General features: G+C 63.8%; 21 protein-coding genes, 1 tRNA gene and 1 pseudogene. 8 read left to right on the top strand and 15 right to left on the bottom strand.

Annotation, left to right across the window (positions count from 1 at the left end):
- Positions 1–4 precede the first annotated feature (4 nt).
- The gene (gene murF, locus BH683_RS11720; RefSeq protein ID WP_084836436.1) at positions 5–1,330 is read right to left on the bottom strand and encodes a UDP-N-acetylmuramoyl-tripeptide--D-alanyl-D-alanine ligase; all 1,326 of its coding nucleotides are present in this window, start codon (positions 1,328–1,330) and stop codon (positions 5–7) included.
- A gap of 117 nt (positions 1,331–1,447) precedes the next feature.
- Here murF and BH683_RS11715 point away from each other — a divergent pair, with 117 nt between their 5' ends.
- The gene (locus BH683_RS11715; protein ID WP_084836457.1) at positions 1,448–2,536 is read left to right on the top strand and encodes a D-alanine--D-alanine ligase family protein; all 1,089 of its coding nucleotides are present in this window, start codon (positions 1,448–1,450) and stop codon (positions 2,534–2,536) included.
- Positions 2,537–2,562: 26 nt separating this feature from the next.
- On the opposite strand, the gene BH683_RS11710 is transcribed toward BH683_RS11715, so the two are convergent.
- Both BH683_RS11710 and BH683_RS28420 read right to left on the bottom strand, forming a co-directional pair.
- Positions 2,563–3,234 carry a class F sortase gene (locus tag BH683_RS11710; protein ID WP_210405195.1) on the bottom strand — a complete coding sequence of 224 codons (672 nt, stop codon included), beginning with the start codon at positions 3,232–3,234 and terminating at the stop codon, positions 2,563–2,565.
- On the bottom strand, positions 3,234–4,448 hold the full coding sequence (locus tag BH683_RS28420) for an ice-binding family protein (RefSeq protein WP_084836456.1): 1,215 nt from the start codon (positions 4,446–4,448) through the stop codon (positions 3,234–3,236). The genes BH683_RS11710 and BH683_RS28420 overlap by 1 nt, the downstream gene beginning before the upstream one ends.
- 589 nt (positions 4,449–5,037) lie before the next feature.
- On the opposite strand from BH683_RS28420, the gene BH683_RS11695 reads away from it, so the two are divergent.
- Positions 5,038–6,033 carry a magnesium transporter CorA family protein gene (locus tag BH683_RS11695; RefSeq protein ID WP_246833326.1) on the top strand — a complete coding sequence of 332 codons (996 nt, stop codon included), beginning with the start codon at positions 5,038–5,040 and terminating at the stop codon, positions 6,031–6,033.
- Positions 6,034–6,037: 4 nt separating this feature from the next.
- Here the strand turns inward: BH683_RS11695 and BH683_RS11690 are convergent, their stop codons facing one another.
- Both BH683_RS11690 and BH683_RS11685 read right to left on the bottom strand, forming a co-directional pair.
- A complete protein-coding gene (locus tag BH683_RS11690) occupies positions 6,038–7,087 on the bottom strand; it encodes a 2-oxoglutarate and iron-dependent oxygenase domain-containing protein (RefSeq protein WP_084836433.1) in 1,050 nt (349 codons plus the stop codon).
- A 73-nt stretch (positions 7,088–7,160) separates the two neighbouring features.
- Complete coding sequence (locus BH683_RS11685; RefSeq protein WP_084836432.1) at positions 7,161–8,105, bottom strand: alpha/beta hydrolase; 945 nt, start codon at positions 8,103–8,105, stop codon at positions 7,161–7,163.
- Between the two features lie 133 nt (positions 8,106–8,238).
- Here BH683_RS11685 and phoU point away from each other — a divergent pair, with 133 nt between their 5' ends.
- Positions 8,239–8,919: a phosphate signaling complex protein PhoU gene (gene phoU, locus BH683_RS11680; RefSeq protein ID WP_084836431.1), complete on the top strand. Its 681-nt coding sequence runs from the start codon at positions 8,239–8,241 to the stop codon at positions 8,917–8,919.
- On the opposite strand, the gene BH683_RS11675 is transcribed toward phoU, so the two are convergent.
- Together BH683_RS11675 and BH683_RS11670 are read right to left on the bottom strand one after the other, a co-directional pair.
- Positions 8,901–9,626 carry a GAF and ANTAR domain-containing protein gene (locus BH683_RS11675; RefSeq protein WP_246833325.1) on the bottom strand — a complete coding sequence of 242 codons (726 nt, stop codon included), beginning with the start codon at positions 9,624–9,626 and terminating at the stop codon, positions 8,901–8,903. The genes phoU and BH683_RS11675 overlap by 19 nt on opposite strands.
- A gap of 31 nt (positions 9,627–9,657) precedes the next feature.
- On the bottom strand, positions 9,658–10,092 hold the full coding sequence (locus BH683_RS11670; protein WP_084836429.1) for an STAS domain-containing protein: 435 nt from the start codon (positions 10,090–10,092) through the stop codon (positions 9,658–9,660).
- Positions 10,093–10,474: 382 nt separating this feature from the next.
- Here BH683_RS11670 and BH683_RS11665 point away from each other — a divergent pair, with 382 nt between their 5' ends.
- Both BH683_RS11665 and BH683_RS11660 read left to right on the top strand, forming a co-directional pair.
- Positions 10,475–10,783, top strand: a complete 309-nt coding sequence (locus tag BH683_RS11665; RefSeq protein WP_084836428.1) for a DUF3263 domain-containing protein — start codon at positions 10,475–10,477, stop codon at positions 10,781–10,783.
- A 40-nt stretch (positions 10,784–10,823) separates the two neighbouring features.
- Positions 10,824–11,111: pseudogene (locus BH683_RS11660) on the top strand (hypothetical protein); the annotation flags it as partial.
- Positions 11,112–11,150: 39 nt separating this feature from the next.
- Here the strand turns inward: BH683_RS11660 and BH683_RS11655 are convergent.
- From BH683_RS11655 to BH683_RS11645, 3 genes are all read right to left on the bottom strand, one after another.
- Complete coding sequence (locus BH683_RS11655; protein WP_084836427.1) at positions 11,151–12,107, bottom strand: hypothetical protein; 957 nt, start codon at positions 12,105–12,107, stop codon at positions 11,151–11,153.
- An 82-nt stretch (positions 12,108–12,189) separates the two neighbouring features.
- Complete coding sequence (locus BH683_RS11650; RefSeq protein ID WP_084836426.1) at positions 12,190–13,590, bottom strand: amidohydrolase family protein; 1,401 nt, start codon at positions 13,588–13,590, stop codon at positions 12,190–12,192.
- Between the two features lie 72 nt (positions 13,591–13,662).
- Positions 13,663–14,679 carry an alpha/beta hydrolase family protein gene (locus tag BH683_RS11645; protein WP_084836425.1) on the bottom strand — a complete coding sequence of 339 codons (1,017 nt, stop codon included), beginning with the start codon at positions 14,677–14,679 and terminating at the stop codon, positions 13,663–13,665.
- Between the two features lie 177 nt (positions 14,680–14,856).
- Between BH683_RS11645 and BH683_RS11640 the strand changes: the two genes are divergently transcribed.
- Positions 14,857–15,912, top strand: a complete 1,056-nt coding sequence (locus BH683_RS11640) for a beta-ketoacyl-ACP synthase 3 (protein ID WP_084836424.1) — start codon at positions 14,857–14,859, stop codon at positions 15,910–15,912.
- Positions 15,913–15,984: 72 nt separating this feature from the next.
- Here the strand turns inward: BH683_RS11640 and BH683_RS11635 are convergent, their stop codons facing one another.
- Positions 15,985–16,359 (bottom strand): DUF5997 family protein, encoded by a 375-nt coding sequence (locus tag BH683_RS11635; protein WP_084836455.1) that lies wholly within the window; start codon positions 16,357–16,359, stop codon positions 15,985–15,987.
- Positions 16,360–16,400: 41 nt separating this feature from the next.
- Here BH683_RS11635 and BH683_RS11630 point away from each other — a divergent pair, with 41 nt between their 5' ends.
- A complete protein-coding gene (locus BH683_RS11630; protein WP_084836423.1) occupies positions 16,401–17,138 on the top strand; it encodes a LysR family transcriptional regulator substrate-binding protein in 738 nt (245 codons plus the stop codon).
- 85 nt (positions 17,139–17,223) lie between these two features.
- On the opposite strand, the gene BH683_RS11625 is transcribed toward BH683_RS11630, so the two are convergent.
- Together BH683_RS11625 and BH683_RS11620 are read right to left on the bottom strand one after the other, a co-directional pair.
- Positions 17,224–17,577, bottom strand: a complete 354-nt coding sequence (locus BH683_RS11625; protein ID WP_084836422.1) for a nuclear transport factor 2 family protein — start codon at positions 17,575–17,577, stop codon at positions 17,224–17,226.
- A gap of 74 nt (positions 17,578–17,651) precedes the next feature.
- A complete protein-coding gene (locus tag BH683_RS11620; protein ID WP_084836454.1) occupies positions 17,652–18,167 on the bottom strand; it encodes a MarR family winged helix-turn-helix transcriptional regulator in 516 nt (171 codons plus the stop codon).
- A gap of 266 nt (positions 18,168–18,433) precedes the next feature.
- Between BH683_RS11620 and BH683_RS11615 the strand changes: the two genes are divergently transcribed.
- Positions 18,434–19,525, top strand: a complete 1,092-nt coding sequence (locus BH683_RS11615) for a Fic family protein (RefSeq protein WP_084836421.1) — start codon at positions 18,434–18,436, stop codon at positions 19,523–19,525.
- 340 nt (positions 19,526–19,865) lie between these two features.
- On the opposite strand, the gene BH683_RS11610 is transcribed toward BH683_RS11615, so the two are convergent.
- Together BH683_RS11610 and BH683_RS11605 are read right to left on the bottom strand one after the other, a co-directional pair.
- A tRNA-Ser gene (locus BH683_RS11610) sits at positions 19,866–19,953 on the bottom strand.
- 39 nt (positions 19,954–19,992) lie between these two features.
- Positions 19,993–20,478: a MarR family transcriptional regulator gene (locus BH683_RS11605; protein ID WP_084836420.1), complete on the bottom strand. Its 486-nt coding sequence runs from the start codon at positions 20,476–20,478 to the stop codon at positions 19,993–19,995.
- Between the last annotated feature and the right edge of the window lie 60 nt (positions 20,479–20,538).

Below are 20,538 nucleotides of genomic sequence, written 5' to 3'. Positions count from 1 at the left end.
CGGGTCAGGCCCCTGCGAGCGCAGCCGCGACCCGCTCCAGCGCTGCGACACGGGAACCCTTGACCAGCACCGCATCTCCGGCGTGCAGATCGGACAAAGCGGCAACCGCTTCGTCGACGTCCGCGACGTGCACCGCGTCGGGTCCGTAGTCGTCCGCGGCGACCGCGATCACGTCGATCCCGAGCTCCCGCGCCCGGGCCGTGATGGCGAGGTGCTCGGCGGGCGCGGATGCGCCGAGTTCTGCCATCACACCCAGTACCGCGATCCGGCGACCTGCTGCGAGGGCGGCGAGAGAGTCGAGGGCGGCCACCATGGATGTCGGGTTGGCGTTGTATGCGTCGTTGAGGACGAGCACTCCCCCGGCGGTGCGGGTCAGTTCCATGCGCAGCCCGGAGATGGCGGCGCCGGCCAGCCCTGCTGCTATCGCCTCGACACCGACCCCGATGCCGCCGGCCGCTGCGGCGGCTGCGAGTGCATTGGCCACCTGGTGTTCCCCCCGGGCGGCGAGGTTCACCTCTGCCGAACCCCACGGGGTACGCAGCGAGAAACTGGCTCGGAGCTCGTCATCCATGCTGATGTTCTCGGCACGAACGTCGGCATCAGCAGACAGCCCGAACCGCAGTACCCCGGCGCTTGTCCGCGATGCCATCGCGGCGACCACCGGATGGTCGGCGTTGAGCACGGCAAGACCGTCGTCCGGCAAGGCCTCGATCAACTCACCCTTGGCTCGCGCCACCGACTCGAGATCACCGAACAACTCGAGGTGCACACCTTCGACTCTGGTCACGATGCCGACCGTCGGACGGGCGATGCCGCACAACAGCGCGATGTGCCCCACTCCTCGAGCGCCCATCTCGACGACAACCGCCTCGGTGTCGTCCGCGGCGCCCAGCAGGGTCAACGGCAGACCCAGTTCGTTGTTGAAGGATCGCTCGTTCGCGGTCGTCTTCAGGGTGGTGGCCAGGACGCCGGCCAACAGGTCCTTGGTGGAGGTCTTCCCGACCGATCCGGTGACCCCGACGACGGGTCCGCCCACGCGGTTGCGTGCGGCCCGCCCCAGGTCGGCAAGGGCGAGCGCGGTGTCGGGTACCTCGATCGCAGCCACGTCGCCGCCGCGATCGATACCGCTGCGGTCGGTCAGAAAGGCCGTTACGCCCTGTTCCAGGGCCTTGAGAATGAAGTCGTGGCCGTCGCGCTCGGCGACGATCGGCACGAACAGCTGCCCCGGCCGGACGCTGCGCGAGTCGATACTGGCGCCGTCGATGTCCAGATCCGGGCCTGCCAGAGAACCACCGGTTGCCGCTGCCACGTCGCTCGCCTTGAATCGCACGCGTCGACGCTACCGGCATCGCCGTGCGGCGCACACCCCGAACCCTTTCAGCGCTGACCTGCACAGCCTGAAATCCCATCGGTGATCCGCACATCAGAGGTTCGGTATCGTGTCGGCATGTCAGAACCCGCACATGATGGCCGTCTGCGGCTCCTGGTCCTCTTCGGTGGCGCGTCCGCCGAGCACGATGTGTCGTGCGTTACCGCAGCTCACGTGCTCGCGGCAGCGGATCGGACCAAGTACGAGCTGATCCCGGTGGGCATCACCACCGGCGGGACGTGGATCCGCAACGACAAGGCGATCGCCGCACTCGCCGAGGCGACACCCGCATTGCCCGACTCCCTCGAACCCGCGGGCACCGAGGTGGAGCCGTTGGCGGAGATCGCCGGCGGCGGCGATCGGCCGACGGTCGTGTTGCCGCTGCTGCACGGCCCGCACGGCGAGGACGGCACCGTCCAGGGAATGCTGGAGTTGGCCGATGTGCCCTACGTGGGCAGTGGGGTGCTCTCGTCGGCGCTGTGCATGGACAAGGCGATGGCCAAGATCGTCGCCGCCCAGGCCGGTATTCCTCAGTGCCGCTGGATCGAGTTCCGCGCCGGTACCGGTGAGACCGCCTCGCTCGTCGAACGCACCATTACTGAGCTCGGCTTGCCCGTGTTCGTCAAACCGGCCAATCTCGGTTCGTCGGTGGGTATCTCGAAGGCGCACGACGCTGCCGAACTCGCCGAGGCCATCGAGTTCGCACTGCGGTACGACGAGGTGTTGGTGATCGAGGAAGCCGTGACCGCCCGCGAGGTCGAGGTGGCGGTGCTCGGCAACCTCTTCCCGGAGGCGTCCGTCGCCGGCGAGATCCGGCCGGGATCAGAGTTCTACGATTACGAAGACAAGTACGTCAACGGTGCTGCGGCGCTGGTCATCCCGGCCGAACTACCTCCCGCGGAGTCCGATCGGGTCCGGGAGCTGGCCACCACCATCTTCAGCACGTTGCGGTGCTCAGGCATGGCCCGGGTCGACTTCTTCTACGAAGAAGGCGGCCGCGGCTGGCTCCTCAACGAGGTCAACACGATTCCCGGTTTCACCCCGGCGTCGATGTACCCCAAACTGTGGGAGGCCTCCGGACTGAGTTACCCCGCACTGATCGATCGCCTCGTCGAACTCGCGTCCGAGCGACACGCGATCCGGTCGGGCTTCTCCGTCGACCACTGACGATCAACGGAGAAAACGGCCGAACCTCAACTACTTCCGACCAGTGTTGCGAACGCGACGATGTTGTCGTCGTAGCTGTCGGCACTCTCGTCGAACGAACCACCACAGGTGATCAGACGCAGCCCCGGGTAATCGAGGCTGCCGTAGATCAGTTCGGTCGGGAACTCCGCCTTGGCAAACGCGGACACGCGAGTCACCTCGAACTTTGCGACGGTGCCGTCTTGTCGGGTGACAGCGATCGCGGCACCGTCTTTCACGTTGCGGAGGTCGAAGAAGACGCCCGGCTCACCGTCCCAATCCACGTGTCCGGCAATGACAGCGGGGCCGTCTTCACCGGGGGTCGGGGCACCCGTGTACCAGCCGGCGGGAAATCCACCGGGCGGCACCTGCATGGCGCCGGTCTGATCGAGTCCGAGCCCCATCAGCGTCGAATCCACTCCGATCGAAGGGATCTCGATGCGGGTGGGAGTGGACTTGATCAGAGCAGTGGGATTCGAGGTGCCGACTTGCGACGACGACATGGGCGACGCGGCTGCGGGGTTCTCTGAGGTCGGCGCCGGCGCACTGCCCGCGAGCTGCTCTTGGCCGCCACAGCCGATGAGCAGCAACGACATCGCGGCGAGCGCGGCGCAGAACGCCAGGAGTTGCCGACGTCCCCGCCGCCCGGTACGGGCGACGGGGACCTGAAGCAATGTCACTATGCCGACGTCGAGACGGCGAAGCTCAACTGCCGAGACCATGAGGCACTGAGTGCTGTACTGCCGTCACCGGTGTCGACCGATCCGCGGGGTACATCAGGAACCTGGTTGCCCGGCGACGGAGCCTGCGGCGTGGTGATGGGGCCTTCCTTGCCTCCACCACCCTGCCCTTGGGGTCCTTCTTCGCCCGGTGCCTCAGGGGTGCCCGGCTGACCCGGAGTCCCCGGCTGGCCTGGGGTGCCCGGCTGACCCGGGGTTCCCGGTCCTCCCGGAGTACCCGGCTGGCCTGGGGTGCCCGGCTGACCCGGGGTTCCCGGTCCTCCCGGAGTACCCGGCTGACCCGGTCCGCCTGGCTGACCCGGGAGCCCCGGAATACTGGGCAGTCCCGGAATACTCGGAAGCCCCGGGATCACCGGACCCGGCGGGGTGACGACGGTCGGAACCGTCGGCGACGTGGTGGGGGGAGTCGTCGTGGTCGGCACCGTCGTCGTCGGGACGGTCGTCGTTGTCGTCGGCCCCGTCTCACACGCCGATCGGGTGATCGTGTTGGTGTTGAGGGTGATGCCTGCTCCGAGCGCGATCAGTCGCCCGTCGATGACCGCTCGCGCCTGCGCAGCGATGGAGGCCTGAGCCAGCAAGTTACCGACGAAGACCGAGTCGGTTCCGAGGGTGGCCGAGGTGCCGACCTGCCAGAAAACGTTGCACGCTTGCGCGCCGTTGATCATCGACACCCTGCTACCGGATGCGGTGATCAGGGTCGAGGTGCCGGCCTGGAAGACAAAGACCTTGTTGGGGTCGCCCTCGGCGTCGAGGGTGAGTGTCCCGGTGATCTCGAAACTGGTGGCGTTGTTGTAGACGCCCGACTTCAGGGTCAAACCGCCCAATTCGGTGGGTTTCGCCTGCTTCGGCTCTTGGCCGGCAAGGTTGGTGTAGGCGGTCCGCGCGTCGTTCTGCGCGAGCAAAGCCACTGGGCCTGCGGAATACCGCTCGCCGCTGTAGCCGATGCCGCCGTCGATCGCGGTGCCCGGCGACGTCCCGATATCACCGGTGACCGTGGTGGCGCCGGTGTTCGTGATGGACGCCGCCGCGAGCACCCCGAAACTGCCCGCTGTGGCCAGACCCGGGTCGAGTGGCTCTGCAGAAGAGGTGCCGCTTCCTACGACGGCGCCCCCGACACATACTGCGAGGACAGCCGCGGCCGATATCGCCTGCATGCCTCGTCTTCGTCGGTTTGATTCGGAAAATCGATGAACTTGCAGGGCTTGTCGCATGCGGCAACCACGCCAATCTGTGCTCAGGAGATCAATGACTGCGCCGTCGGTCGGCCAGCCACCGTTCACGTCCATCCCAGCAAATTGAGGAAACCCCGCGGGCCTGAATTGCCTGAACTGTAATGACTTTCCCGGGTCGGGTACTTTGCGTCACTACAGGCCGCTGATTCGAATTGAACCCTTAAAAATAGTCAATGTCAACGTTTAAATATCATTCGCTACTGTCGCCGCATCAGCAATATTCGCCAAAACATGTACATTGAGACAAGATCCAAGAAACGCCCCATCCGAATTCGCGAGGGCTACGAATGCTCCTGTGCTCGCCGAGCTTTCATGAACCTGCTCCATCTCGCACCACGGCCGTGCCAGACAGGCGACTCGAATGCTCACTGAACCCGAAAAGATATTGGACATTCTTTCGATGCGCTTGGTGTCTGCCACTCGGGACAAAGCCACCGGCTCACTCGGGCAGCCAAGGCTGCGTATCTGCCGGGGTAGGGCTCAGCGGCGCATCCGGTGGCACCATGGGACGGTGATCGAAAACGTGCAGGGCCGCATCTGGCGACATGGTGAATTACAGGACGATTTCAACCTCGGCATGGTCTCGGACTGCATTGACGACAAAGACCTTCTCGTGTGGGCTGACCTGGTCAATCCCAGCCACGAGGCCCTCACCGAACTCGCATCAGAGCTCGACTTGAACACCTTCGCGGTAGAAGACGCCCTCGCAGCCGCCGAACGGGTGAAGGCCACGTCATACCCGACGCACAAGTTCATCACCGTCTACGCGGTCGACATGGACCCCGATGCCGGCGAGCCGCAGCGCGGCGACGCGATCCACACGCACCGGATCTCCATGTTCATCAAGCACAACGCGCTGATCACCGTCCGCCTCTCCGACGAGTTCGACATGAACCAGGTCCTCGAGCGCTGGGACCAGATGGGCGGGCAGCAACACGGCGTTGGCGCACTGACGCACGGCCTGCTCGATGTGGTGGTCGACGGACACTTCGATGCCGTGCAAGAACTCGACGACAGCATCGAGAAACTGGAAAGCCTGCTCTTCGACGACAGACGCAGAGGAAGCGAACTCCAACAGCGCACGTATCAACTCCGCAAGGATCTGGTGGCGCTCCGCCGCGTGGTGATGCCGATGCGCGAAGTGGTGTCGATGATTCAGCGCAGCCGGCTCGAGAACAAGGCCCCCAGTGAACTCGATCCCAACTTCACCGACCTGTACGACCACGTGTTGCGAGCCACCGAGTGGACCGAATCCCTACGCGACATGATCACCTCGCTGTTCGAGACAAACCTGTCCCTGCAGGACGCCCGGCTCAACACGGTGATGAAGAAACTCACCGGATGGGCGGCGATCATCGCGGTGCCGACCGCCGTCACCGGCTTCTACGGCCAAAATGTCCCGTTCCCGGGTTTCGAGCACAGCGGCGGATTCATCTCCAGTTCCATCATCATCGTCGTGACCGTGACGACGCTGTACCTCGTCTTCAAGCGCCGTGAGTGGCTCTGACCGATCAGGCGTCGGCAGCAGCGGTCCTGACCCGCTCGGCCTCGCGCTTCGCGGATGAATTGGCAACTCCAGCACGGGAACCCGCCAGCTTTCCGGCGATGTGATCGGCGACGGTCACGGGTGGGTACTTGCTGCCAGCCCCCACACACGAGGGCAGCGTCGCGATGGTCGCGTCGATGTTGCCGTCATGGAAGTAGGCTGCCGACCTACGCCGTTTGATACTGCCATCGACGATAGGCGGCTTGACCCGATGCACGGTCGACATCCAGCGCTCGTTCGTCCACCGCGCCATCAGGTCACCGAGATTGACCAGAAGCGCACCATCGACCGGCGACACGTCGTTCCAGCTGCCGTCATGCCCGAGAACCTGTAGGCCCGCCACCTGATCGGCCCAGAGCACCGTGACGATGCCGTAGTCCGTGTGCGCACCCATCCCGGTCAACTCACCGTCGATCTCGATCTCACCGGGCGGCAATGCGTAGTTGTTCATCCTGAGCACGTCGAGCGAGTGGTCGGTGAATCCGTCGAAGTACCGTGGACTGAGGTCCAGTGCGTCAGCGAAGATCCGCGTCAACGTGCGAGCCACCCTGGCGACCTCCGCGAAGTACCCCGCCACTCCTAACCGAAAGCCTGATACCTCAGTAGGCCACAGGTTTTCGGCGTAGTCATCGGCCGGCAGGGCGTGGTCTGGATAGTCCGCAGCACGCACACCGACGTTGAACGCCTCGAAGAAGTCGTTCATCCGGTTCGCTGATTCGATGCCCAGGCTCAGCGACAGTGACTCCGTCTTGGGTGGGGCGTATCCACGGTTGATCCGGGGCGGCGTGCGGTAATTCTTCTTCGTCTCCAGTGGCAGCGCGAAGAAAGCGTCCATGGCTGCGGTGAAATCGTCGAGAACGGTCTCAGGGATGCCGTGGCCCAAGATCTGGATGAATCCGACCTCGGAGCAGGCGGCGTCGATGCGAGCTGCGACCTCGGCACGGGCCGCATCGCCGGCCTCTTCGACGTAAGGCGAGATGTCCACGATGGGAACAGCAAACGATGGGGTTGACATGGGTGACTCCTCGCGAGACGCGTGTCGACGGCAAGTCAGTTGTGGACGCGTTCCGCTGCAGGCCTACTTTAGGTCACACAAGAGGTGGCTGCATGTCGACCACGGGGCCACCGATCACCGAACGCACCTCGTTCCCAACCGTCCGCACCGCCAGTTCTGCGCCCGGGAGCACATTGACCAGCTGGAAGAATCCATGCATCTGGCCGTCAAAGATGGTCATTGTCACGGGAACTCCTGATTCGGCGAGCGCCCTGGCGTACGCCTCCCCCTCGTCGCGCAGGACATCGTGCTCGGCCAGGAGCACCAGAGCCCGTGGGGTTCCGGCCAATCGACCTTGCAGCGGTGAGGCATCCGGATTCGCCCTCGTGGCCGGATCGGGTGCGTACTGGTCCCAGAACCAGATCATCAGATCGCGGTCCAGCAGTAGCTGGTTCGCGGGGTCGAGGTAGCTCACGGTGTCGAGGTGGTGATCGGTCACCGGGTAACAGAGGATCTGCAGGACCATCGCGGGCCCACCTCGGGCCACGGCTTGCTGGGCGACCACGGCGGCGAGATTGCCTCCCGCGCTGTCGCCCGCGACGACCAAGGGCTCAGTCGGCCAACTCGCCGCGGTCCAGTTCGTCACATCCCAGGCGTCACGGGCTGCAGTCGGGTACGCATATTCCGGAGCGAGCCGGTAATCTGGCAGCACCACAACGCAATTCGTCTCGGCGGCAAGCTTTCGCGCCAACGTGTCGTAGTCCGCCATCGAACCGATCACCCACCCGCCGCCGTGGAAGTAGACCAGGACTCCGCTGGAGTTCTCGGACGGGATGAAGACCCGCACCGGAATCGGGTATCCGTCGTCCGCGGGGACGGTGTCCTCGCGCACGGCGTGCAGATCGGGACCGGCGCCACTCAGACCGGCCAGCGCGCCACCGATGGCGCGGGCTTCTTCGATGGAGAGTTCATGGATGGGCGGGCCGGCGTCCTTGCCCAACTCGGCCAGCAGCGCCATGGTCGCGTCGTCGAGTGCCATCGTCAAACGATACCCACATCAGGTGTAGAAGGCCCCTGTCCTGGGTAAACCCGCGTTGACCGGCAGACGTACACAGACCCAGGGAGCAGCCTTGACCACGGCCTCTATTGTCTCGATGCGGCGCGGCTGAACGATGCGAACTGCCTACTATGCGCAGATGGCGGAGCTGAACACGCTGCTCGCGCGCCTGTGTGAACTCTCAGGCACCGCGATGGAGCGCTCGACAGCTGCGCTCCTGTCCGCGAATCTCGCTGTGGCGGAACAGGTCATCAGCGACCATGAGCACATCCAACGAATGTCAGGGGTGGCCGAGGAACGCGCTTTCGGTTTGCTTGCGCGGCAGGCACCCGTGGCCGGCGACCTGCGATCCATCGTCACGACGTTCCAGGTCGTCGCCGACATCGAGCGCATGGGCGCTCTGGCCCTGCATGTCGCCAAAGTCGCGCGCCGCAGGCACCCGATGCATGCGTTGCCACCGGAGGTCGAAGGCTATTTCGCCGACATGGGGGCCCTGGCCGTTGCCATGGCAGGAAACGCCGCTGCAGCGCTGACCAGTCAAAACGTGGACGACGCTCGCCGCCTGCAAGTCGACGACGATGCGATGGATGCGCTTCACGAGCACCTGTTCACCGTGCTGAGCGACCGGACATGGGACCACGGAATCGGCGCGGGAGTGGACGTGACCCTGCTGGGCCGCTACTACGAACGTTTCGCCGATCATGCGGTCCTCATCGGTCACCGCGTGGTATTCCAGGCCACCGGTCACCCGCCGGACCGCTCGATCGAGTCCCCGACTCAATTCTTGCCGGGTTGACCATCCCGAGGCTGGTCGCGTCGCACGAGCTGCCTCGCCAGCTCCACCACCGGAGTGTTGGTGTCCTGGGACAACCGCCGCATCAGTTCGAAGGCGGCAATGCTGTCGATATCGAAACGTTCCATGATGATGCCCTTGGCCTGCCCGATCACATCGCGGCTGGCAAGAGCGCTGTTGAAGTGCTCCTTCTCGCGCGCGCGTTGCAGGACCAGCGCAGCATGCGTCGCATAGACCCGGCCCACCTCTTCGGCCTCGGCAGAGAAAGCATTCTCGCGCTCGGAGAAAAGATTGAGCGCCCCGAGAGTGCTGTCGCTGCTGTGGAGCTCGAAGCTCAGGCTCGACACCACGGACGTACGCGCAAGGGTTTCCGCAACAAATGCAGGCCAGCGAGGCTCATCGGCGAAGTTGTTGAGGCGCACGGTGTCGTGTTCCCATGCTGCCTCCAGGCATGGGCCCTCGCCGACGCGCGTCTGGATGCCATCGAGGAGTTCGACGACCGGATCGGTGACAGCCACCGATTCGGTCGTCTTCTTCCGTTTGTCGACCAGGATGATCCCCGCATACTGCGCACCGTCGACGTACTCGACGGCCCCCGCGGTGATCGAGGTGAGAATTGCGTCCAGATCGCTGCTTTTCAGCGAGTCATGCATGTCTCGAACAAGATTCGCGATGGTCAGATGAATGCCTGTATTGCTGCCTTCGATCACACCGTCGCCTTCCACTGTTTCGGCCGCGCACCTACGCGGTCGCTCGGCCCTCATGTTCGGGCAGGTCGGTGGCCGTCATCTCGGCCAGTGCCGAATCCATGGTCGCGTACAACGCCAGAGTCCGGTCCAATCCGACCAACTTGATCGGGCGCGACGTTGACGGGCCATCGGCCACCACTGCGAACCGCCGTTCCGTTCCGATCGCTTCTTGCGCCCGCACCAGCGCGGACATTCCTACGGAGGACAGGAAATCGGTGTAGGTGAGATCGATGATCAGGCCTGCAGGCCGGGCGGAGACCGCATCCTCGACAGCTGTAGTCAGCTGCGAAACGGTCAACAGATCAATACTTCCCCACACCGTGAGGACTGAGATGTCGCCGTGGCCCACTGTCGCGATGGTCAGGCCATCGCCGGTCAGATCGGCAGTATCTGCGACGGAACTCGGTTTTCTTTTATTCGGCGCCATAGAAGACCCCTAACTCGTCGGTGCAAAAGCACTTCAGCATCCAGATGTGCCAGCGCGCGGGCGCGGCTTCGTCTAAACCGACTCCTCCATACTCTCACACCGGCTGTGACTGCCGACACCGACGAAAGGCGAGTTCGCGCCACCCGTACGGTCCGAACCGCACCGATCCGCCAAATCCTTGAATCGTGGGGCCCCCGAGGTTAATCTCGTTGTACGCGTCGGCTGCGAGGTCACCCCACCGTTGCCGCGTGTCGCTCAAGCAACGAGCAGCCAATCCCTCAGTGCCGCACGGCTTCTGTAACCGTTGGTCGTGCGTCGCCCGGCCGGCTCTTCCGTTGCCGCGGGATCATCGCGGCCAGATCGGATCACCCGAGGAGTCGCCATGCCGGGTTTGCACCCATCGTCGCCAGCCGGCGAGCACAGCGAAGAAACTTTGACAGCCGAGGCGGTGCGAATGCTCGACTTTGCACGTCGCTGGGCACCGTTCGGTGGCGGAGACGCGGAAGACATCTTCACGAGCTTCGGCATTTCGTCGCAGCGCTTCTTTCTACGCGTCCAGCAACTCCTCGCCGAACACCCCTCGGCCGTGCCGAACCCCGCTGCTCGCTCCAGACTCGCCGCTGTCTGCGCAGACCGCCTGCAACACCCCGACCCCACCGGCCGTCCGGCACCGCAGGCGTTCATCACCTGAGGGTTGTTTCGGGCGCATTCCATTCGGGCACGCTGCGAAAATGAGCATCGAAGACGGCCCCGGCGACACCCTGAACCCGAGCGAGAGCCTCGACCCCGACGAACAACGCATCGGCGCAGACGACGACGTGACCGATCCACCGGAGGACTGGAGCGAGGCCGACAGTTTCGGGACCACGCCCCGAGAAGAACTCGAGGGCGAATCTCTTGATGAGAAGATCGCCGAGGAAGAGCCCGACGTGCCTCTCGAGGAGCAGCCCGAGTTCCCCGTCGCGGTCGCGCCCGACGAAGAGCTGTCCGAAGATCTCGTGGACCGGATCATCGACGAACCCGGCCCGACGGTCGACTGACCCGACCCTGGCAGCGCCTCAGGCGTAGTCCCAGAACTGCAGCCACCGCACGGACGCGAAAATCGCCAGCGTCGCGGCGTAGAGGACGGCGACGACCACGGCGCCGATCACCGACACCTTCGCCGATGAACCGCGTTCAGGGTCGAGCCAGAATGCGAACACCCAGGTGGCTGCCGGCATCAACAGATAGGTCAGCAGCGACACCGACAAGATCTGACTCATCCACATCGACAGCCACGGCTCGGCGCCCCAGTCGTCGAACGACGGCCCGATGAACCGGGACAGGATCATCACGGTCGGGTAGAGCACCAGCAGCACCATCATCCCGACCTTCCACTCGGGAGTGGATGCGGACTTTCCGTCGGTGACCCGGACGATCGAGCCGAACGAGTTGGTCTCGAACGACTCCGAGAAATCCTGCTCGAGGTTGGAACGCAGTTCGCCCAGCACCCCCGCCCGCGCCGGCGACTCGCGCCAGCCGGCCAGCAGACTGTCGTTGCGGAACTTGACGACCGCAGTCCACTCCTCGATGCCGGGTTCGGCGAGCCTCGGTCCGATCAGAACGGAGTATTCGAAACCCGGGGCCACAGCGCTCAACCTCATCAGCTTGCGCTGGGCGCTGACGAACCCGGACAGATTCGCCGGTTCCACCCGATGCACGAAAACGCCGACGCCCATCGGTGGCTCCTCGCCGTCGACGATGACGAGGTCGCTGAACTCGCGCCTGATCCCGCTGCGAACTCCCGAGGCGAGGAGCGCAGACCAGCCGGGTGAATCCAGCCAGGTCTGCAGCGCCACTTCTTCGGTGAACGAGAGCGAGATCGCCTGCTGCAGGTGTTCAGCGGCCGCCACGTGTACGAAACCCGGCTGGGTCGCGACCGCCGTGCTGACCTCCTCGACCCACGCTACGAAGTCGGCAGGGGGTGCCGGATGAAAGGCGACAAGAACTGTTGCCTCGCCCGGTTCATCGGGCATCTGAATCACCCACCGGTCAAACTCCGCTCCGCTTCGTCTCCAGCCCCACCAGTCGAGCTCCGCTCCGCTTCGTCTCCAGGCGTCAGTCCTCGATCTTGCGGCCCTGAACGTACACCGAGGTGATCGCGGGCTCGCGAAGCTGCATCAGGAGCGCGAACAGGATCTGATCCCGGGCCATGTCGGCGTCGTCGGCGCGTGCGCCATACGTGACGGCGTTGTTCAGCGAAGGCCACTGCTCGGGGTCGATGACGATGAAATCGGCTTCTTTGCCGGTGTCGAAGTTTCCGAAGCGGTTTTCCTGGTCGAGTGCCCGCGCGCCGGCGAGGGTGGACACGAAGAGCATCTCCGCCGGATGCATCGACACCCCGGCGTCGCCGGGTTCGGTGATGTGCTGCTTGAACGCGTCGTTGGCGACTCGCGAGATGAGCCATTCGTCGCCGCCGCCGTGGTCGGTACCGAGTGAGATGTTGACGCCCGACGCCACGGTGCGCAGCCACGGCATGGTGCCCGATCCGAGGAACAACTGGGAGACCGGGCAGTGCGAGATCGAGGTGCCCGTCTCGGCCATGCGGGCGAGCTCGCCGTCCTGGCAGTGCACGGAATGCGCCATGATCGTGCGGGGCCCGAGCAAGGACTCCCCGCCGACCTTGGAGCCGGGCAAAAACTTGCCGTCGTAGGTGTCGAGGTACGAGTTCACCTGGTAATCGGCCTTGGTCGCGTCGACCTCACCGGTGCCCGGGCGATTGTTCTCGTTCAGATGGGTGTGGACGTACACGCCCTTGGACCGCAGATCCTTGTACAACTCCCCCAATGCCACGAACGTCGTCGGTGTGACCGACAGGGAGAACCGGGGCACCAGCGCGACGTGCAGCAGGGCGGTGTCGACGTCACCGGTGTCGGCGGCGTGCCACTTGTCCACCTCCGCGGCGGTCAGCTCGATGGCCTTCTCTTCACTCGTGATCAGGGGGTCGGCCGAACCCGGTCCGCGAGTTTGGATCCCGCGGCCGCTGACGAGCCGCAGGCCGCGACGCTTCGTTTCTTCGAACAGAGCGTCTTGGGCGTGCGGGAACGCCGATCCGAAGACCATCGCTGCCGTCGTCCCGGCCCGCACCCGCTGATTGGTGAACTCGACCGCCGCCATCGACCCGAAATCCGGGTCGCCGAACTTCGACTCCGACGGGAAGATGCAGCGCTCCAACCACTCCAGCAGCTGGCCTCCGCCGTAGGAGTCGCCCGCGTAGGTCTGCGGAAAGTGGATATGGGTGTCGACGAACCCCGGAAGGATGAATCCCGGGCGGTAGTCGACCACTGACGAGTGCTCGTGTTCGGTTGGGAGCTGGGAGAACTCACCACACCAGGCGACGATGCCGTTCTCGTCGACCACGAGTGCGCCGTCCTCGACGAAGACGAGCGCCTCGTGGGCCGCGGTCACTTTCGGTGATCCGGAGATATGGAAAATTTGACCGCGATAGACGTGTTTCACGCAATAACTTAATCACTCTGCCGCTGTTCATGTGCGGTGAATCGCATGAAAAACGGATGACGCCCCGCCGAATCAGGCCGGAATGCCCATCGACTTGGCGAGGGTGGGCCACGCTTTGCGCATGTCCTGTTCCCAGTAGGACCACGAATGGCTGCCGGGTTCGTCGAGATCGGTGACCGCGGGGATGCCCAGCTGCGCAAGGCGGTCGGCAACCTGCCGGGTACACAGTCCGGTCGCAACCTCGATCCCGCCACCCAGGATGATCTGGTCGGCGAGGTCGTAGGGCCGATCACCGTTGAGCCGCACGTTGTCGTTGTTGTCGAACCTGCCGGGCAGGCCTGTGCGACTGGACAGGTAGATCGTCTTCCCGCGCAACTGCTCTGCGTTGAGATACATGTCGTGTCGAGCCCAGAGCGGATTGTCGCGTTCGCCCCACATGTTCTCCAGTTTGCCCTTGCCGCGGGTCTCGACGACCAGCTTCATGTACTGGTATCCGATCTCGTCGGTGGTACGAGCACATCCGCTGAACGACGCGACACCCTGATAGAGGTCGCCGCTCGCCGCGGTGAGGAAGAGCGACGACGAGGCACTCATCGACATACCCATGATCGAATTCACGCCGGAGGTACCGAGTTCGGCGTCGATCACCGGCGGCAGTTCCTTTGTCAGAAAGGTCTCCCACTTGTTGCGGCCGAGAGCCGGGTCGTCGGAGATCCAATCCGCGTAGTAGCTGAAGTTGCCGCCGCGCGGCGAGACGACGTTGACCTGCTTGTCGGCGAAGAAGTCGACGATGTCGGTGGCCTCGAACCAGCCGGAGTCCTTGAGAATTCCTTGGCCGGCGCCGTTCAACGCGTACAGCGTCGGGGCCGGAATGCTGCGATCTGCGGGTACCAGTACGTCGAGCGCCTCCACCGAATCCATGGCCGGCGAGTACACGTTGATCACCCAATGCTGGTCGGTCAGCTTGTCGACGCTGGTGACGTGCGCGGTGTCGGGGTCGGCAGTCGCGACTCCGACGCCGTAGGTGGTGGTGATCAGTCCGAGCAGGATGACCGAGGTCAACACTCGAAGAGTCCTGGTGATGCGCATCGAGAGGGTACTGCCTTCCGGGTGAGTCCTGGCAGCGCCTGAGCACCGCGGCGTCCCCCCGCGAGAGAAATGTAGTCGTCCCCCGCGCCGACCGCCTGCTGGGTTCGACAACGTCACAGGCGTAACGTCCTGGGCTGATGAATTTCTGGTGATCAGATCGAAGGGTCGGCTACAACCATGAACATTGCGACAACCACGGGACACGTCAACGTCTCCATGCTGGGCATCGGCGCCTACCGACCACAACGGGTCGTCAGCAATGCCGAGGTGTGCGAAGTACTCGACTCTTCCGATGAATGGATCTTCGAGCGCAGCGGGATCCGCAGCCGACGCTGGATCAGCGGTGACGAGACCGCGCGATCGATGGCGGTGGCCGCCGGCGAACGGGCCATCAAGAACAGCGGTATCGATCGCGAGCAGATCGGCGCGATCATCCTGGCCACCGGCAGCTGGAAAACGAAGATCCCACACGGCGGGCCGGTGGTCGCATTGGACCTGGGAATCAACGGCATCCCGGCGTTCGACGTGGCGTCGGGCTGCGGCGGCTTCGGGTACGGACTCGGACTGGCCACCGACATGATCCGCGCGGGCTCGGCCGAGTACGTCCTCGTCGTCGGCGTCGAGACGATGTCTGTGGTCATGGAACCGACCGACCGCAACACCGCCTTCATCTTCGGCGACGGCGCGGGGGCCGTCGTCGTCGGGCCGAGCGAGGAGAACGGCATCTCACCGACCGTCTGGGGCAGCGACGGTGAGAACAGCGACGCGATCTCCCAGAACTACGACATCCCCGAATACATGGACCGCGCCGAAGCCTTCCAAACCAGGGATCCCGAGACCGAGCCTGTCGGACGGATGGTGGTCGAGATGCAGGGCACCCGCGTATTCCGCTGGGCCGCAATCACTCTGCCGAAGGCACTGTCGAGTGTGATCGAACGTTCCGGGGTGTCCAAGGATGACATCGAGGTCTTCATCCCCCACCAGGCCAATGCCCGCATCAACACGTTGATGAAAGCAAACCTCGGTTTGGCCGACGACGTTCCGGTCGCCAACGACATCGAGACCACCGGCAACACCTCGGCGGCGTCGATCCCCTTGGCCATCGAGGAGATGTTGGTGACGGGTAAGGCCAAGGGCGGCCAGACCGCGCTGCTACTCGGGTTCGGCGCAGGCCTGAGCTACGCCGGCCAGGTCGTCACGCTCCCGCCTGCCCCCGTCGAAGCCAGCTTCTAGACCCGATCTTGGTGGGTTCTGGCGAGCGTTTGCCCCAGGTCGGGCTCGCCACAAGCCACCACTATCGGGCGGTTATCGGCGCTTGCGCGAACGCGGCCGGTCGGCAGGAGGTGCTGACTTCTCGGCGGCGGCTTCGGCGCGAACCGCGACCGCGGTGGCACGCTCGGCCTCGAGCCACTCCGGCATCTCGGACAGCAGTTCGTTGATCTGCGCGGTGGTCAGTGCCTCGGTGATGTCGTGCCGCACCAGCGCGCCCTTCGAGATACCGAGTTTCATCGCCACCAGGTTTTTCGGGTGGGGTCCGTTGACGCGCAGATCACGCAGCCAGGTCGGCGGATCCGCTTGCAGGGCTTCCAGTTCGGCACGGGTGATGACGCCCTCCTGGAACTCGGCGGGCGTCGCCGGCAGGTACACGTCCAACTTCTTGGCGGCGGTGGCCGGCTTCATCGACTGCGAACTCATATCCCGAGACTATCGGCCGGTAGCCTGTGGGCGTGACCGCGCCTGACAATGCCTCGTCGTTTCAGCTGGCGTTTGTACCTGGCGTGACACCTGGAAAGTGGGCACGCACCTGGAGCGAACGCCTACCGCGGGTACGGCTCGAACTCGTCCCGATCGAGGTTGCCGAGTGCGCCGACGCGATCCGCGACGGGCATGTGCAGATGGCGATCACCCGGCTGCCCGACGCCCTGGGTCACCGCGACCCTGGGCCACACCACACCATCGAGCTCTACCGGGAGACGACGGTCGTGGTCGTGCCGAAAGACCACGTCTTCACCGCGGTCGATGAGATTTCCATCGGCGATCTGGCGGACGAACATCTCCTGTGGCCACTCGACGAACCATTACTGGTCGGTCAACGGCCGGGAACCGCTGTGGAACATCGACCGGAAACCACCGGCGACGCAATCGAACTCGTCGCAGCGGGCACCGGCCTCGTGCTGGTCCCGCAGTCCCTGGCCCGACTGCATCATCGCAAGGATCTTGCCTATCGTCCGGTGACAGACGCCCCGACCGGAGCGGTGGGCCTGCTGTGGCCGGCCCCGACATCCGAGCTCGCCGAGGAGTTCATCGGCATCGTGCGCGGACGCAAGGCGACGTCGTCGCGAGGTCAGTCCGAACCTGCCCCGAAACGGTCGGCCAAAGAGAAGGCCGCCGCGAAACGCGCTTCCAGAGAAGCGGCCGGAAAGATCCCCGGCAAAGGCCCACGCAAGCCGAAACGGTAACTTCCGCCCCCCCGAAAATGTGTCGTTCTGGCGAGCAAAAGGCCAGGTGGGCACCGCCACAACGACCCAATTCCGGGCATTCGGGCTACTTCAGCAGTGTGTGCACCGAGACGATCTGGCCGTCCTTGACGATCGCGATGTCGATGCCGGACGCAACCGGAGGCTCTCCCTCGGGCCCGAACGTCCACGCAAGGTGACCGAGATCCTGCGTCTGTAGCACTGGTCCATCCGTGGAGAAGACGAAACCGGGTGCGCCGTCGAGTAGTTCTTTCGCCTTCGCGGTCAGCGCCTCGCGTCCCGTGGCCACGCCCTCGGGGTCGGCGAAACTGACGTTCTCAGAGTAGATTTCGGCGGCTTTCGCCTCGCGTTTGCTGTCATCTCTCTCCCCGAACACCCCGAGCAGGTTGACTTCCATCAGTTCGGCGATCGTGTACGGCACGAGGTCTCCTCCGGCATTACGTGATAAGTCACCTAAATGTGCCCGCGCGGGCCGCACCTGTCAACCGCTAGAGGTCAAGGGTGATCCACGGGCCTCGGAAGGGTGCCGTTCTCGATCACGGTGTCGTAGATCTTTTCGATCGTGGTGCTGAGGGTGTCGAGTTCATCGGTGTCCACGTTCTCGAAGAACAACGATCGGACCAGTCCGATATGGCCCGGCGAGGCGTCTCGCAATGTCGACCAGCCGTGTTCGGTCAGCGAGACCTCGGTGACCCGTCGGTCTTGCTCTGATCTACTCATCTCGACGAGGCCACGAGCGGCCATCCGCTTCGCATGATGAGACGTCCGGCTGCGCTCCCAGCCGATCCGTGTCGACAAGGCGGAAACGCTCATCCGGCCCCCGGCCTCGCTGGTCAGCGCGACGAGTACGTCGAAATCCGCGAGTGAGATCCCGCTGTCGGCCTGCAGTTGCCGGTTCATCTCGTAGCGCAGTCTGAGCTGAAGCTTCATATACGCGAACCAGGCCCGCTTCTCCGGGGAGGAGAGCAGCGCGAACGGCGATTCCGGCGGGACGTCGAACTCAGATGACATGTCACGCATCCTGCCCGATGATGTGGCCTTGTGGCGAACAAAACACCAGGTGGAGGCCGCCACAACGACCCATCATCGGGTTGGTGAGAGTCGCCCTGTTTCGCGGATAAGTGTGGGCAGGTTGGGGCGCAGGGCACCCCTGCCGTCTTCGGGGTGCCCTCCGCGCACCAATCGGGTCTTCGAAAGGTTTGTTTACAGGTGCCCAGTTCATATAAAAAATTGACCTAAATCTTTACATATCATCCCTTGGGTGAAAGTATTCTTCGATGACCTGGCGATGCGACAAGCCGAACAACGAGCTACTGCCTCCCCCCGCGGCCGACGAGTTGGAGACCAAAGATGTCCTCAGAGCGGCAATCGGTGCCAGCGCGGCGCTAGCCCAACTCGATCAAGCCGTGGTGTCGATCCCCAACCCCACCGTGCTAATCAATTCCATCCCACTGCTCGAAGCCCAAGCAAGCTCAGAGATAGAAAACATCGTGACCACGACGGACGAGCTGTTTCGCCACATCGGAGAAGACACTTCTGCGGCCGACCCGGCCACCCGCGAGACTTTGCGATATCGGACTGCGCTGCACAGGGGATTTCGATTGACAAACGAACGCGGGCTGACGGCGTCAACTGCCGCGGCCGTGTGCAGCATCATCAAGGCCAGAGAGATGAAAGTGCGGGCTATGCCGGGGACGCGGATCGCGAACCCAAACACCAATGAGGTGATCTACAGCCCGCCCGAGGGCCGCGACCTCATCGAAGGAAAGCTGTCCGAGTGGGACAAGTTCGTTCACACCGACGAGGTGAACCCCTTGGTTCGCATGGCCGCGGCTCACTACCAGTTCGAAGCTATCCACCCATTCTCCGATGGCAATGGCAGAACGGGACGCATTCTTAACGTCCTGATGTTGGTCGAGGCCGGCCTCCTCCGCATGCCGGTCCTCTACCTTTCCCGGTACATAATCGACACCAAAAATGACTACTACCGCTTACTGCTCGCAGTCACCGCAACTGGCGCCTGGGAGGAGTGGATTCTGTACGTACTTCGCGGCATCGAAAAGACATCGCGGATGACCCTCCGCAAGATTGACGCAATCCGCGACCTACAGGATGACTTCGGACAGCGGTCACGAACCATCTCGAAGGGAACTGCACACTCCGAGTTCCAGTCGGTCTTGTTCGAGCAGCCCTACTGCAGGATCAACACGGTGGTCGAGCGCTGTGCCGTGTCGCGACCGACCGCTACGAGCTGGCTCAGCTCACTAGCCGATGCTGGGCTTCTGCAAGACTTGAAGGTCGGCCGCGATCGACTGTTCATCAATCGTGAATTCCTTAATCTGCTCACCCGCGTCGAGCCACTGGACTGACCCTCGTACGACGTAGCAAGTTATTTCACATGGCGCCGAAAAGCACTAAAAAGTTGCGACTTTGTTGACAGATTTTAGTGATATGCGTCACTTCAACAGTAGGCTCCGACTTGCGGGGCGAGTCTCACCTGCGCAAATACGGTTTCACCCTGAGAACGAAACGAAGCCGGGCCAGGAACGTACTCGCCTCTCTTTGACGACGATCTCGACGCCGCTGGAATCGCCCGGCATCAGGCAGCCTCAGTGACGGGTGTGGGCAGATTGTGGCCAGAGAGCATCAAGGCCGCTGACGATCAGCGGCATAACGAACGCCCCACCTGAGTAAACAGGAGAGGCGACTTGGCGGAAGCGGAGGGATTTGAACCCCCGGTGGTTTCACCCACGCTCGCTTTCAAGGCGAGTGCATTCGGCCGCTCTGCCACGCTTCCTTCGGACGTCAAACGCTGTTTGTTCGTCCGGACAGCAGACTACTTGACGCGGTTCTGCGGGTTGTCACGCAGCCACTTGTCGACCTTCGAAAAGGTGGTGCCCATGGCCTCGCGTTCGTGGTCGTCGAGGTGATCAAGCAGGTAGGTCCGCACTGCGACAACATGCCCTTTTGCCGCTTCGTGCAGCTTGTCGCGGCCAGCAGGGGTGATGCGACAGACCCTGTTCCGGGCATCTTTGTCGTGGTCCTTGGCCAGGCGTTCGACGAACCCGGCCTCAGCGAGCCGGGCGATCCGCCGCGAGATGGTGCTCTTTGTACTCAACGCACCGTCGGCCAGCGCACTCATACGCATCTGATCGTTCTCGGACAGCAACACCAGGATCCGGTAATCGGCGAACGTGAGGCCGGACGTTTCGACGAGCGAGTCATTGATGGCGTCGAACAGGCGCTGGGTGCCGTTCATGAAGGACCGCCACGCGATCTGTTCGGCGTCGTCGAGCCACGGCACAGCAGAGTCCTCTGTCATAGTCCAAATCAGTCGGCGATCAAGTTTTACAAACTCTGAGGTTACTCCTCGCAACCTAGC

This window comes from Williamsia sp. 1138 (genome assembly GCF_002095435.2).
In the GTDB taxonomy this organism is placed as follows: domain Bacteria; phylum Actinomycetota; class Actinomycetes; order Mycobacteriales; family Mycobacteriaceae; genus Williamsia.
Note: the sequence above shows the minus strand (reverse complement) of the source record. Positions and strands in the feature narration are given on the sequence as shown.